The following is a 14118-nucleotide window of genomic DNA, read 5'->3' on the forward strand; positions in this document are numbered from 1 at the left end:
GCTGCAGTGGGGCAGACAGGAGAAGACCGGGCGCGAGGAGCGTATTTATGGATAGAGAGCACGCGCGTGCAGAGGCCTTTTTAAAGGCCTTTTGCACCGCTTATTTAAAAGACCGCGACGTCCCCAAGACCCTGACCTTTTTTGCGCCCGGCGCCTTTGGCATCGGCGTGGGCAGCCGCGCGTGGGCGCCCGATGACCGCCACCTGACCGAGCTGCTCGACCGGGAGCTGCAGGGGGTGAGCGCCCCCGACGACATGTGCTGGCAGGAGCTGCAGGTGAGCGGCGACGGCGACGGCTTTTTAGCCATGGCCCGGCTGTACCTGCGGTACGGCGACCGCGGCACCGAGCTGCGCATCAGCGCCAAGATCGAGCAGCTGAGCGGCGGCCGTCTGGGCCTGCAGGCGGTGCACGTGTCGACGCCCATGCAAAACAAGTTGGGGCAGCTGCTGCCGCTGGAGCTCTCTTTTAAGGGCGGGCAGGCGGTGGAGCTTGAGCTGCAGCTGGATATTTTGGCCCAGCTCGGCGAGGCGGTGGCGGCGGGCATCGCCGGCGCCCGGTACCAGGAGGGGGCGCCGCTGCGCTTTGTCAACCAGCAGCTGCTGCACATGCTGGGCTACAGCTACGAGGAGTTCGAGCGCGCCACCGGCGGGCTGCTCATCGGCGCCCTGCACCCCGACGACCGGCAGCCGACTGTGGAGGCCATCACCGGCCAGCTGGCGGTGGGGAACACCTTCGAGGCCGAATTTCGCCTGCTCAAAAAAGACGGCGGCAGCGTGTGGGTGCTCGACCGCGGCCGGCGGCTGTTTGAGGGGCAGGACGAGATCCTGGTGGGCGTTTTCGTCGACATCACCGAGCGGGCGCTGCTCAACCAGAAGCTGGCCAGCACCGCCGCCGATCTGCTGAAGAAAAACCGCGAGCTGGAAGACTTTTCCGACAACCTGCCCGGCGGTATCTGCCGCGTGCGCATGGATGAGGACTTTACGCTGCTGTATGGCAGCCCCAGCTTTTTTCGCCTGTACGGCTACACCGCCCAGCAGATGCGCGACAAGCTGGGAAACCGCCTCATCGCCGCCATCATCCCCGAGGATGTGCCCAACATCATGCAGGTGACCGGCGCCGCCTACGCCGACCAAAAGCGCAATTTTGAGTTTGAAAAGCGGGTGACCCGCGGCGACGGAAAGCTGACCTGGATCTTGACCAGGGGCAGTTTTGGCGGCGAGGACCACGGCGTGCCCTACATGAACTGTGTGGTGCTCGACATCTCCGACCGCAAAAAGGTGGAGGAGGAGCTGCGCCAGAGCGAGGAGCGCTTTCGCATCGCCATGGACCAGACCGGGGGCGCGGTGTTCGACTACCACATCGACGGCGGCTACAACGTATACACCAGCCGCGCCGCCGAGATCTACGGCCTGCCGCAGCGGGTGGACGACGTGCCCCAGTCCCTGATCGACCGGGGGATCATCCACCCCGACTACATAGAGCCCTACCTGCAGGCCTACCGGGATATACAGCGCGGCGCACCGCGGGTGAGCACCGTGATCAAGGCCCGCAATGTGCACGGCAAATACATCTGGGACCGCCTCTCGATGACCGCCGTGCCCGGCCCGGCCGGCACGCCCCGGCGGGCCGTTGGCCTGGTGGAGGATATCACCCACCAAAAAGAGACCGAGTACGCCTTTATCAAAGAGGAGAAATATCGGCAGGCCATGCTGGCCGACGTGCTCTCTTACGCCGAGGTGGACCTGAGCGCCAACACGGTGGACGAAGCCACCGGCCAGTGGGCCGAGCTCATCGGCCCCGGCCGCCAGCAAAATTACGAGCACAGCCTGCAGCTGCTCATGCGCCGCCGCCTGCACCCGGAGGAGCGGGCCGATTTCGAGCGCTGCTTTGGCCGCGGACAGCTGCTTGAGCGGTACGGCGAAGGTCAGGCCGAGGTGAGCATGGAGTACCGCCAGATCGGGATGGGCGAGCGCCTGCGCTGGGTGCGCATGACCGCCCACATCATCAAAGACCCGGTCTCTGACGCGGTGAAGATGCTCTGCTATGTAAAGGATATCGACAAGCAAAAGAGAGAGGAGCTCTCGCTGCAGTACCAGTCGCGGCGCGACTCGCTGACGGGGCTATACAACAAAGGCGTATCCGAGACGCTGATACGCGACTTTTTGGCCGAGGTGCCCGCCGGGGGCATGCACGCCTTTTTGATCATCGACGTAGACGATTTTAAAAAGATAAACGACAGCTTTGGCCACATGTACGGCGACCGGGTACTATCTCAGATGGCCGGCAAGCTGCAGGCCGGCTTTCGCGCCGACGACGTGGTGGGCCGCATGGGCGGCGACGAGTTCATCATCTTTATGAAAAACATTGCCGACAGCGACATCGCCGAGAAAAAAGCCGCCCAGATCTGCGCCAGCTTTCGCCGCAGCTTCGAGGGGCTCAGCTGCTCGGTGGGTATATCGCTGTGCCCGGCCTGCGGCGACACCTTCCCCGAGCTGTACCAAAAGGCGGATATCGCGCTGTATCAGGCCAAGCAGCGCGGCCGCGACCGGTATGTGTTCTACACCGACGACATGTGCATAAAGGGGCGCTCGCAGCGGGTAGTCACCCAGATCGACCAGCCCACCGTCGAGCCCGAAGAGCGGGCCGAGCCCGGCAGTATGCCAACGGCCAAAGACTCGCTGATAGACGAGTTTGACGACGTGCTCTACATCAGCGACCCGGTCACCTACCAGCTGCTGTATATAAACCCCACCGGCGCCGAGAACCTGGGCTTTGTGGGCCAGGAGTACCTGGGCCAAAAGTGCTATAAGGCGCTGCAGGGGCTGGATGCCCCCTGCGCCTTCTGCACCAACCACCTGCTCCGCTTCGACCGCCCCTACGTGTGGGAGCACGCCAACAACCTGTTGCAGCGCGACTATATCATCAAAGACAAGCTCATCAACTACCAGGGCCGCCCGGCCCGCATGGAGGTGGCCGTCGACATCACCGACTTGTCGGATGTGTCGCACGCACAGGCTGTGCAGACCGATGTAAAGGTGCTTTTAAAAGAGCTGGAGGACTGCCCCGACCGCCAGCGGGCCATAGATATCGCCGGTGCGGCGGTGGCGGCCCACTACGGCGCCGGCGAGGTGCTGTGGCTGGAGTACGACGCCGGCGCCGACCTGCTCAGGTTCTACCCCCTGTGGCGCGATGAACTGCGCACCGAACAGGCCAGAAACTGGGAGAGCGTGCGTCTCACCGGCCAGGTGGCCGAACTGATGGGAGAGCAGCGCAAGCTCGAGATAGAGGATATCCAGCTGCTCAAACACAGCAGCGTGGTGCTGTACCAGCTGTTTTCTAAATTGGGGGTGTACAATCTGTTTGCCGCCCCGTTTATGCCCATGGGTCAAAAGCGGCAAAAACAGTACTACCTGTGCATGGTCAACTGCCGCCACAGCTACTACCGGCAGAGCTTTTTCGAGATCGCCGTCGCCCTGCTCTACGCCGCCTTCCAGCGGCTGGAGCAGCAGCGCAGCATCGACTTTCTGCGCGAGCACGACCCGCTCACCGGCCTGCAGGGCCGCCGGCGCTATGTGGCGTACCTGACCGGCATCGACGAGCAGAGCTTTGCCAGCCTGGGCGTTCTGGTCGCCGATATCAACGGCCTAAAGCAGATAAACGACCAGTACGGCTACGCCGAGGGCGACAAGGTGGTGCGGCAGACGGCCCGCTGCATCTGCGACCGCTTTGGCGACGAACGGGTGTTTTTGCCCGGCGGCGACGAGTTTTTGGTGTTCTGTCAGGATATCGGGCAGCAGGACTTTGAGGGGGCGGTATCGGCCCTGCGGCAAGACCTGTTCGGAGTCACCTCCAACGGGGTGGCGCTGGGCACCAGCTGGACCGACGACGAGCCGGAGCTGCAGGCCCAGCTGGAGCACGCCCGCGAGCAGATGCTGGTGGAAAAACAGCGCTATTACAGCGACCGGCAGACGGTGAGCAAGCACAACCGGCCCCAGGTGCTGCAGCAGCTGCTGGCCGACCTGCGCGGCGGCGTTTACCAGATGTATCTGCAGCCCAAAGTGGATATCGCCACCGGCCGGGTGGTGGGGGCCGAGGCGCTGGTGCGCAGCGTCGACCCGCAGACGAAAAAGGTGCTGCCGCCGGCCAGGTTCATCCCGTTTTTCGAGCGGCTGCGGCTGATCCGCTACATCGATTTCTTTATTTTCGAAGAGGTGTGCAAGTTCCAGAGCCGGCGCGCGGCGCAGGGCCTCGAGCCGCTGATCATCTCGCTCAACTTCTCGCGCATCACGCTGCTGGAGACCGACCTGACCCAGATGCTGCAACAGCTGCTGGCGCAGTACCGGGTAGACAGCCACACCATCGAGATCGAGATCACCGAGACTGTCGGCGAGGTGGGCAAAGAGACGGTGGCGGCCATCAGCGAAAAGCTGAAAGGCGAACACTTCCTGATCTCGCTGGACGACTTCGGCACCAAGTACACCAACCTGTCCATGCTCACCGGCATGGATGTGGACGTGGTAAAGCTCGACCGCAGCCTGGTCACCCAGATCGGCCAGAACGAGCGCACCAGGGCCGTGGTGGCCCACACGGTGCAGATGTGCCGGGAGATGGGCATCGCCACCATCGCCGAGGGAGTGGAAGACGAGACCCAGCTACAGCTGCTGGCACAGCTGGGCTGCGACTGCGCCCAGGGCTACCTGTTCAGCCGGCCCATGCCGGCCGATGACTTTAAGCGCTACCTGTCGGCCCAGGACCGGCCGACAGGCGGCGCATAGAAGGTGAGAGACTTTGCTGCAAAAAACACATAAACTGCACCTGCATGTGCAAGATCGGGTGGGGGTGCTCGACCAGATATCCATCCTCATCCGGCGCTCGGGGCTCAACATCAGCGAGATACACGCCAGCCCGCAGTACGACGGGCAGACCACCCGGCTGCTCATCACGGTGCAGGGGCGGGGCGATATGCGGCTGCTGCTCGGCCAGCTGGACCGGCTCGACTGTATCCTGTCGCTCGCCGCCGACACGTGCGCCCAGGGCCGGGAGCTGGCGCTGGCGTCTTTTGACAAAGAGGCCCCCGAAGAGGAGCTGCGGCAGTTGGGAGCCGCCCCGCTGCCGGGGCAAAAAAACACCTGGCAGCTCTGCGCCGCACCGGCGGCCGTCGATGCGTTTTTGGCGCTCTGCGGCGCTGCCGGCGCGCGCACGATCCGCACCGGCGAGGTGTGGCTGTAAAACTTACTCTGCCCGCCCGCCGACCGGCACGGGCAGCCGGCGGGCCCAAACCAAGGAGGAGGTGCGCGGTGCGCGCATATTATATCCTGGCGATCAATCCGGGCTCTACCACCACCAAGATCGCCGTGTATAAAGACCAGCAATGTGTGCTGGAGAGGGCCCTGACCCACGACCGCGACGAGCTGGACCGCTGCGGCAGCGTGATGGGGCAAAAGCCGCTGCGCCAGCAGATGGTGATGCAGGCCCTGCGGGAGGCCGGGCAGGGTCAGGAGCAGGAGCACATCGTGCTGGATGCGGTGGTCGGCCGCTGCGGCATGGTAAAGCCGCTGGATTCGGGCACCTACCGCATCGGCGACAAGATGGTGGAGGATCTGTCCAGCGGCGAGGCCAGCCTGCACGCCTCCTCGCTGGGCGGGCTCATCGCCCGGGATATCGGCGACGCGCTGGGCATACCGGCCTTTACCGTTGACCCGGTGGTGACCGACGAGCTGGTGCCCCAGGCCAAGCTCACCGGCATGCCCGGTATCGAGCGGCGCAGCATCTTCCACGCGCTCAACGCCAAAGCTATGGCCCGCCGGGCCTGTGCAGAGCTGGGCAAGAGCTATCAAAACAGCCGGCTCATCGTGGCCCACATGGGCGGCGGCATCACCGTCGGCGCCCACCATTACGGGCGGGTCATCGACGTCAACGACGCCATGATGGGGGAGGGCCCCTTCACCCCCGAGCGCAGCGGGGCGCTGCCGCTGGTACCGGTCATCGACATGTGCTTTTCGGGCCAGTACTCCCGGCAGGAGATGGTGGATCTCATCACCAACCAGAGCGGCATGCAGGCGCTGCTGGGCACCAACGATCTGCGGGTATGTGAGAAGATGATCAAAAACGGCGACTCGTTTGCGGCGCTGGTGCTGGAGAGCATGGCCTACCAGGTGTCCAAACAGATCGGCGCTATGGTGGCGGTGCTCTGCGGCCGGGTCGACGGCATCGTGCTCACCGGCGGTATGGCCTACAGCGACCGCTTCACCGGCCAGATAAAAGAGCGCGTAGACCTGATCGCCCCGGTGTTCGTCTACCCCGGGGAGAGCGAGATGCTGGCTATGGCCCAAGGGGCGCTGGCGGCGTTACAGGGCAGCTGCCGCATACTGGAGTACGAGTAGGCCCCCGGCGCTGAGGGCCTTGAGGCAGAAGGGGGGAGCTGTGGTGCAGGAGCGGGTAGAGCTGTTGGCCCCCTGCGGGGTGTACTGCGGCCTGTGCAGCCGTTACCTGGCGGCCAAAAAGCCCTGTGGCGGCTGCCGGGGGCCGGCGGCGCAGCTTGCGGTGTCGTGCCAAAAATGTGCCATACGCGGCTGTGTGCAGGCGCGCGGGGCCGGCGGGTGTTTGACCTGTGCGAGCTGGCCCTGCAAAAAGCTGCTGCCGCTCTATAAAAATTACCGCCGCCGCTATCAGGTCGATCTGCCGGCGTTTGTAGCCCACATAAAAACAGTGGGCAAACCGCGGGCGCTGGCGGCGCTGCAAGAGAGCCACCGCTGCCCCGCCTGTGGCCGCCTTTTTTCTCTGCAGGACGGCTGTTGTCTGCACTGTCTAAAAAAAGAGTAGCTGTGCGGCTCCCCGACCCGGGGCCCGCGCAATAAAACAGAGCGCCGGGTACGGTATGCGTATCCGGCGCTCTGTTTTATTTTTGGGGTTCAGGCCAGGCTGGGGCGGTCGCTCTCACTCAAATAGCCGTATTTTACCATCGCGTCCAGCACCTCTTCCTGCCGCTGGCGCCCCTGGTCGGGGTTGTCGGCAAAATAACTGGGCGCCTGGGGGAGACCGGCCAAAAAGGTGGCCTCCTCCAGAGTGAGGTCGGCCGGCGCTTTTTGGTAGTAGTAGGCGCTGGCCTGCCCGATGCCGTAGCAGTTGTTGCCAAAGTAGGCGTCGTTGCAGTACAGCTCCAGTATCTCGTCTTTAGAGAGCTCTTTTTCCACCTCCAGGGCAAAAAACACCTCGGTTATTTTGCGGGTAATGGTCTGCTCCTGGCTCAGGTAGATGTTTTTGCACAGCTGTTGGGTGATGGTGCTGCCGCCGCCCACGATGTGCCCGGCGCGCACGCTGTCAAAGAAGATGCGCACCAGTGCCAGCGGGTCGATGCCGCCGTGGTCGTAAAAGCGGTGGTCCTCCACGGCCACCACCGCCTCCAGGTAGTAGTCGCTCATCTCCTCCAGCGGCACATAGCCCTCTTTTTGTTTGAGCGCGGCCACCTTTTGCGCCACCGGTTCCTTTTCGATGATCTGCGCATACTGGTGATGGCAGTACAGGGTAAGAGCGGTGCCGCCGACGATAAGCAGCAAGAGCAGGCAGCAGACGATGCGGCCCAGCCACTTAAAAAAGGTCTTCACAGGCACACCTCCTTTGTTGTAGCGGGCGGCTGTGTGCGCCCGCCGGTCTCTTTTTTCAGTATAGCGAAACAGGCGGTAAAAATCTAGCGCTGTTTCTTACAGACGCATTACGGTTTTGTGACGATTTCTTCTCGGCGCCGGCGGGAAAAGCAGTGCCGGCCCGGCCGTTAAAGAGCTTTTACACCGGCGCCCAGATTTGGTATAATGCAGACAGACGGGCGAGCAGCACACCGGCCGTATGGCCGGACCAGAGAAAGGAAGGTTTTATCTATGGTAAAGCATATCGTTATGTGGAATTTGGCAGAAGAGGCCGACGGCCGCACCCGGGCGGAGAACGCCGCCATCATGAAACAAAAGCTGGAGGCGCTAGTGGGCAAAGTCCCCGGGCTGCTAATGGCCCAGGTGGGGCTCAATTTCACCCCCGGCGGGGCCGATGTCTGCCTGTATGCAGAGCTTTGTGACCGCCAGGCGCTGGCGGTATATCAAGATCACCCCGAGCACGTCAAGGTGAAGGCGTTCGTCCATCAGGTCGTGACCGGCCGCAGCGCCGCCGACTTCGAGGTGTAGTTAAAAAGGCGCGCTGCCGCGGTGCCGCCCGGGCGGTATGCCCGGCCAAGCGGCCCCATCCATCCGCAGATAAAAGACCGGGCTGTCCTTACACGGACAGCCCGGTCTTTTGCCTTTCTCGGCCGCGCTATTTTACTTGCTGTGTTTGGGGCGATAGCCCCAGCGCCGCCGGTATAACAGCAGCAGCGACCCCGCCGCCACCGCGGATATGAGCAGCAGCACCGCCGATACGCTCCCGCCGGTAGCGGGGGAGCCGGGAGAGCCGGTCTCGGTCTCGGCGGGCGGTCTCGGCGTCTGGCTGTCGCGCCAGTTGGTAAATACCGCCGTGCTCATCTGCCCGGCGGCGATCGCGCCGCTGTCGCCGGTGGCGGTGGTGCGGTAGCCGTCCTCATCGGCCTCGGCCTCGGTCACCCGGTAGGTGGTGCCGGCGGGCAGGCCGGTGGCGGTACACCGCTGCCCGTGCCTGAGCGTGAACTGCGCCTTACCGCCGGTAAACAGCATCTCTCCGTATACGCCCGAAACGGCGGTGTCGCTCAGCTGCACCACAAAGGTAAAATCGCGGTCGGTCTCGCCGCCGGTGCCGGCTACCGTTTTTTCCACCGTGAGCGAGCCGGTGGCGGTGGGCAGCGGTGTGTTGGTGATGGTGATCGAGATGGTCTTGGCGTCTTCATCCACCACCGCCTGCGAGTAGCTGGGGGCAAAGCCGTCGGGCACCGGCGTCTCGAGCACCTGTACCTGCAGCTCCCCCAGTGTTGCGGGGTCTGGCAGTTGGGTAAAGGTGGCCTGCCAGCTGTTTTTCTGTTCCAGCACCACGGTATCCAGCTGATAGTCGCCGATCTGCAGGGCCACGGTCACCGCCGCCTGCGCCGCCGGCAAAACACCGTCGGGCCACACCTTGCGCACCTGTAGTGTGTACTCCTGCTGCGGTGTGCCGATGATCACGCTGCCGTTCGAGCCAACGCCGCCGCCGCGCGGGGCGCGGTTGCCGGTGATGTAGAGCTTGGCCCGGCTTTGGGCCAGCTGCTGTGCCGCCGGCGAAACCACCGCCTTCAGGGCATGCCCCTGGGTGCTGTTTTGGATGTCGGTCAGCCGCTGACCGGGGTCTTGGGGGTCAAATCGTGCTGTCTGGTCGGGCTGGCCCAGCTGGTCGCCGTCGAGTAGCTCGACACCGCCGTCGCGGTACCAGCTGACCGCGCCGCCGCCGAGCATGCGGTCGGCCAGGTTGGTGGTGTAGAGCTTGCCGGTCTGCGGCACGGCGACAAAATCGTCGCCGGCCCCACCGGCCCGGTTGCCGTAGATGGCGCCGCCGTTGGTCACTGCATTGGTGGCGTCACCGGTGGGGCAAAACCACAGCCCACCGCCCAGCAGCTCGGCGGTATTGTCGGTGATCAGCGCGTCGTACACGTGCAGCACATAGGGCACACAGCCCACATACACGCCGCCGCCCTGACGGCCGGCGCTGTTGTCGGTAATGCTGCCGCCGCTTAGCGTCACCTGATTCGAGGCGATGTATATGCCGCCGCCGCAGCCCTCATCGCCGGTGCCGCCGCCGATGGCCCGGTTGCCGGATATCTCGCCGCCGTTTAGGCGAAAGGCGCCGGGGATGTTGTATTTCTCTATCCACAGCTCCTGGTACGACCAGCCGGCGGCATAGGCGCCAGACTCGACAAAACCGTCGGTCACACACACGCCAGCCCCCATCTTGCCGGTGTTTTGCAGGATCTGGCCGCCGTTCATGGTAAAGTCGGCGTGGTAGTACACCATGACCCCGCCGCCGTAGTTTTTGGTGTAGCCCCCGAACCCCTGGGCGGTGTTGCGGGCAATGAGCCCGCCATCCATCTGGCAGACCGCCAGCCCCAGGTCGCTCCACAGAGAGGAGGCATTGGAGTTGCCCAGCAGTACGCCGCCGTTATAGGCGACGTTGTCGGTGATCTGGGCGTCGCCGCTGATATACAGGTGCGAATCTACCTCTTTGTCGGTACCGCCAAACACCACGACCGCCGCAGAGATGCTGGCCTCCAGCGTGTTTTGGGTGATCTGCCCGCCAGACAGCTCGATCGTGGCCCCATCTACAGCCATAACTGCGCCGATATGCTGATTGCTGCGCGGCTGGGTGTAGGTGTTATCCCGTATCTGGCCGCCGGTCATGGTAAAGGTGGCGTCGAGGCCCACGACACTGACTGCGCTGCGCTGGTAATTTGAGGAGCCGCCGAGACAGTGGATACCCTGCAGGGCCCCGGTGTTGAGCGCCACTGCGCCGTAGCTGCAGATCAGGCCGTTGGAGCTGGCCGCCAGGCCCCGCCCGTCGAGCGTGATGCCGTCGATATTCAGTGCACCGCCCTTTTGGACAAGAAAGAACAGGCCGGTGTAGCGGGCATCTCGGGCCAGCGTGCCGCCGCCCTGCAGCGTGACTGCGGTGCCCGCCGGTATCGTGAGCAGCTCTTCCATGTAGATCTCACCGGATAGAGAGAGCACCGCCGAGCTGCCGGCTGCAGCGTCGATGGCGCTTTTGAGCTGGGTAAAGGTGGTGATCTCGGTCTGTGCCGGAATGACAGACTGCGCCGGGCTGGCGGGCTGCTCTGCCGGTGCCGGGCCGTCGGCGGGGGCCGAAGCGGTGCCGGAGGGCAGCGGTGCCGCCGCGCCCGCACCGGTCTCGGGCGGCGCGCTTTCGCCGGCTGGGGGCGCATGCTCGTCTTCACCGGCGGGCAGCGACTGGCAGGTGGGGCAAACAAAGGTGCAGGGCTGGTCGGGGTATTCTGATCGGTAGCCGCAGCTCTCGGTGTGGGTGGGGTGATGGGGGCAGCAAACACTGGTATCTGCATCCAGCGCTAAGGCAGAGCCGGTGTGCAAAAGCAGGGCCATAACGGCAAAAGCAGCGCCGATCCGCTTGGCTGCTCTCATAAGTATCCTCCTCTCAAAAAGGTGCAAACAGGGTTTGTTTGCGCGTTGATCTTGGCTGTTTAGGACGTGTAAAAAGAGGTTTGAGAGCCGTTGGGCGCGGATTTCTGTACTTTTCCGTTCAAAATAGAGATGCAGTTTTCTACTGCTTTTTTAGTTTTTAAGACGAGCCTGCTCAATGTGGGCTTGTCTTTTTCTGTTTTAAAAAATACTTTTTGGTGTGAACGAAAAGGTACACGAAGTGGTTCTGGGGCGGTGTGCACCTGCCGCGGATCAGCGCAAAAAGGCGCCGGATATAGCGGGGGGTGGTTTCTTTGGGCTATCTTGGGCTGTCTTGGGCTCTCAAAATTATTACTGATTTTAACATCAGCTATTTGCATATACAAGATGATATTTGTGCACTTAAACGCAGAGTGAGGGCGGCCACAGGCTGATTTTTTGCTTGTACGGCGGTGAAGTCGCAGAGAAAAGCTATACATTTTTGACAAATTTTAAATTGTTACCAAATTGTAAAAACGGGCCTTTTTGGGGCGATTGGGGACAAGATCGACCGAAAAGGCGGCTGTTGGAGCAAAAAGCGCCGGCGCCCGCCGACCGTATATCTGCCAAGGAACACTTTAGAGCGGGCCCGCCCGGCGCACGCGATGTTGCCGCTAAAAAATGCGCTGCCGGGCCACCGGCCAGAGAGCAGCTTTGCGCCCGGCCTCCCAGATGATAAAGACGCGCGGAGAGAGGACAAAAGCTACACGATAACGATGCCTGCCCCGCCCGGTGCGGAGGATCTGCCCCGCCCGGCGCGTAAACGCAGGCAGAGAGGTGCCGGACCATATTGGCGGGGAAATAAAAGCAGATATCTTTTGGCGGAGAAAAACGGGGTGGCAGCGCATATTCTGGGTGCAATATTAGGGACGGCTTTTTTTGCCGTGAGAGAAAATGCGCGGCGCCGCCGATGAGATACTGGTGAAGTGTTGGAGAGGTATTGGTGAGGTGTTGGGGGGATGTGGGGGTATCGCTGCGAGTTGAGGGGCGGAAACATGGCAGCTAGGCGGTAAAACGACTTGTTTGCACAGACATAACAGGCGTGCGACTGGGGCGGAGGAGCAGAACCGTAGGGGAGCAGAGCAGTAGAACAGTAGAGCAGCAGGGGCGCGTTTTTACAGAGCGGGCAACAGGCGCTGGGGGCGGCGTTATTTGGCGTGGGGAGACGGGGGAACGCCAGATCTTTTAAGTGAGATGCCGGTGGGTGCTTGGGGGGCCGGCCGCGGCCGGGCGGCGGTCCCGAGCGGGAGACGGGAAACAGATATTTTTAGGGCAGGCGCGAGAGCGGTCGGTGGCACGGGTGGGGGGGCGAGAGCACTGATGGAGTGGTGATGGGAGAGGTGTTATCGGCTGAGCGGGGGGCATTGGGGATGGCGGCAATATGGGGGGAGAGGTGTGGTGCGAAAGCGGATCTTTTTTCTAAAAAGGCTGTGGGCGGCAGCGCCGGTGGGGCACTGCGGCTTAAAAGGAGTGGCGGCAGAGCAGTGGTGCAGTGGAGTGGTGGAGTGGTAGAGTAGTGGTGTGATGCGTTGGGGTGCCACGGATGGCAGAGGGCTGCTACCCGGTTGTACCAAAAGCTGGGCGGCGATACTGCCGGTAGGGAGCTGCCGGGTAATTACGGGGCCTTTTGGGGGCAAAATGCCTGGGCGGCAGCGCCGGCGGGGCACTGCGGCTTAAAAGGAGTGGCGGCAGAGCAGTGGTGCAGTGGTAGAGTAGTGGTGTGATGCGTTGGGGTGCCACGGATGGCAGAGGACTGCTACCCGGCTGGGCCAAAAGCTGGGTGGCGGTACTGCCGGTAGGGAGCTGCCGGGTAATTACGGGGCCTTTTGGGGGCAAAATGCCGGGGTGGCAGCGCCGGTGGGGCGCAATTTGGCGGTTGGCGGCATGAATTGGGCGTTGGGCGGGGCGTGTGGGATGCGGAGAGCGGCGATGGGGCACAAAAAAGGCAGCTGACGGCGGTGCGTCAGCTGCCTTTTTAAGATCACGGGGCGGACAGAGCGGCTATTTGATGGCCAGGATCTCTAAGAGCATTTTGGCAAATTTGTCGCGGTCGGCGTTGAGGGCCATGTAGGCGTTGGGCTCGTGAGCCTCCTGGGTGGTGAAGTTTATCTCGCAGATGGTCTGGCCGTCGGCGTTGCCGCCCGAGAAGTCGACATCCACATAGGTGTGGTGTACCTCGGTGAGGATGGTGGGGTCGATGACCGCCAGCACGGCCAGCGGGTCGTGGATGGGGGCCTGGCCGTTGTGCTGGGTGGGGTCCCAGTTGTGGTAGGCCCAGATGCGCTTGGCGATGAACTTGGCGCACATCTCACCGGCTCTGGTGCCCAGCTTGGCCATCTGCTCGCACTCTTCATTGGTGATGTTGGCCCCCTGATGGGTGCTGTCGAGGGTACAGGCGGTGACCTTTACACCGCTGGAAAAGACGATCTTGGCCGCCTCGGGGTCGGCCCAGATGTTCATCTCGGCCACCGGCGAGCGGTTGCCGAACTTGTAGCCGCCGCCCATGAGCACGATCTCCTGGATCTTGTCTTTGATGCGCGGCTCGATGCGCAGGGCCGTGGCGATGTTGGTGAGCGGGCCCACCGGCACCAGGGTGATGTCGCCGTCGGAATGCATGAGGCAGTCGACGATAAAGGAGACGGCGTTGAGATCCTGCTCTTTGATGGTGGGGGCGGGGATGTCGAGGTGATCGCCGTGCACATCGCCATCTTTGGGGCGGGAGCTCACATAGTAGGGCATACCGGGCTTGCGGCGGGGGTCCAGCGTGGCGGCGATGGGGTGTGCGCAGCCGCGGTATACCGGTACGTCGGCGCCCAGATACTCCACCACCTGCAGGGTGTTATAGGTGGTGTATTCCACATTGCGGTTGCCGTTGACGGTAGTGAGGGCGATGAGATCGATATCGGGCGAGTTGATGGCCGCGGCGATGGCCACGGCGTCGTCTGTACCGGTGTCTACGTCTAAGATGATCTTTCTGGGCATGTCTAGTACCTCCTGTTTTTGTTGTGGC

Annotated in this window: 8 protein-coding genes; 5 read left to right on the forward strand and 3 right to left on the reverse strand. The window is 62.9% G+C overall.

Annotation, left to right across the window (positions count from 1 at the left end; all coding sequences use genetic code 11):
* Nucleotides 1-47 precede the first annotated feature (47 nt).
* The 4 genes from H8K20_RS03155 (at nt 48) to H8K20_RS03170 (ending at nt 6822) form a co-directional block, all read left to right on the forward strand.
* Nucleotides 48-4775, forward strand: a complete 4728-nt coding sequence (locus tag H8K20_RS03155; protein WP_186487455.1) for a sensor domain-containing protein — start codon at nt 48-50, stop codon at nt 4773-4775.
* A 13-nt stretch (nt 4776-4788) separates the two neighbouring features.
* Nucleotides 4789-5229: an ACT domain-containing protein gene (locus H8K20_RS03160; protein ID WP_186487456.1), complete on the forward strand. Its 441-nt coding sequence runs from the start codon at nt 4789-4791 to the stop codon at nt 5227-5229.
* Between the two features lie 68 nt (nt 5230-5297).
* The gene (gene buk, locus H8K20_RS03165; protein WP_186487457.1) at nt 5298-6383 is read left to right on the forward strand and encodes a butyrate kinase; all 1086 of its coding nucleotides are present in this window, start codon (nt 5298-5300) and stop codon (nt 6381-6383) included.
* Between the two features lie 43 nt (nt 6384-6426).
* Nucleotides 6427-6822, forward strand: a complete 396-nt coding sequence (locus H8K20_RS03170) for a DUF3795 domain-containing protein (protein ID WP_164998307.1) — start codon at nt 6427-6429, stop codon at nt 6820-6822.
* An 89-nt stretch (nt 6823-6911) separates the two neighbouring features.
* Here the strand turns inward: H8K20_RS03170 and H8K20_RS03175 are convergent, their stop codons facing one another.
* A complete protein-coding gene (locus tag H8K20_RS03175) occupies nt 6912-7604 on the reverse strand; it encodes a transglycosylase domain-containing protein (protein ID WP_186487458.1) in 693 nt (230 codons plus the stop codon).
* A 270-nt stretch (nt 7605-7874) separates the two neighbouring features.
* Here H8K20_RS03175 and H8K20_RS03180 point away from each other — a divergent pair, with 270 nt between their 5' ends.
* A complete protein-coding gene (locus H8K20_RS03180; protein WP_105206000.1) occupies nt 7875-8171 on the forward strand; it encodes a Dabb family protein in 297 nt (98 codons plus the stop codon).
* Between the two features lie 132 nt (nt 8172-8303).
* Here the strand turns inward: H8K20_RS03180 and H8K20_RS03185 are convergent, their stop codons facing one another.
* Together H8K20_RS03185 and H8K20_RS03190 are read right to left on the reverse strand one after the other, a co-directional pair.
* Nucleotides 8304-11072: a DUF7601 domain-containing protein gene (locus H8K20_RS03185; protein ID WP_186487459.1), complete on the reverse strand. Its 2769-nt coding sequence runs from the start codon at nt 11070-11072 to the stop codon at nt 8304-8306.
* Nucleotides 11073-13109: 2037 nt separating this feature from the next.
* Nucleotides 13110-14090 (reverse strand): nucleoside hydrolase, encoded by a 981-nt coding sequence (locus H8K20_RS03190; RefSeq protein WP_154865707.1) that lies wholly within the window; start codon nt 14088-14090, stop codon nt 13110-13112.
* Between the last annotated feature and the right edge of the window lie 28 nt (nt 14091-14118).

The organism is Neobittarella massiliensis (ex Bilen et al. 2018) (assembly GCF_014269355.1).
Classification (GTDB): Bacteria; Bacillota; Clostridia; order Oscillospirales; family Ruminococcaceae; genus Neobittarella; species Neobittarella massiliensis.

What these genes read in the sequence shown, in the direction of transcription:
- H8K20_RS03185 (WP_186487459.1), bottom strand. Translation starts at nt 11,072, where the DNA reads ATGAGAGCAGCCAAGCGGATCGGCGCTGCTTTTGCCGTTATGGCCCTG.
- H8K20_RS03190 (WP_154865707.1), bottom strand. Translation starts at nt 14,090, where the DNA reads ATGCCCAGAAAGATCATCTTAGACGTAGACACCGGTACAGACGACGCC.
- H8K20_RS03180 (WP_105206000.1), top strand. Translation starts at nt 7,875, where the DNA reads ATGGTAAAGCATATCGTTATGTGGAATTTGGCAGAAGAGGCCGACGGC.
- H8K20_RS03155 (WP_186487455.1), top strand. Translation starts at nt 48, where the DNA reads ATGGATAGAGAGCACGCGCGTGCAGAGGCCTTTTTAAAGGCCTTTTGC.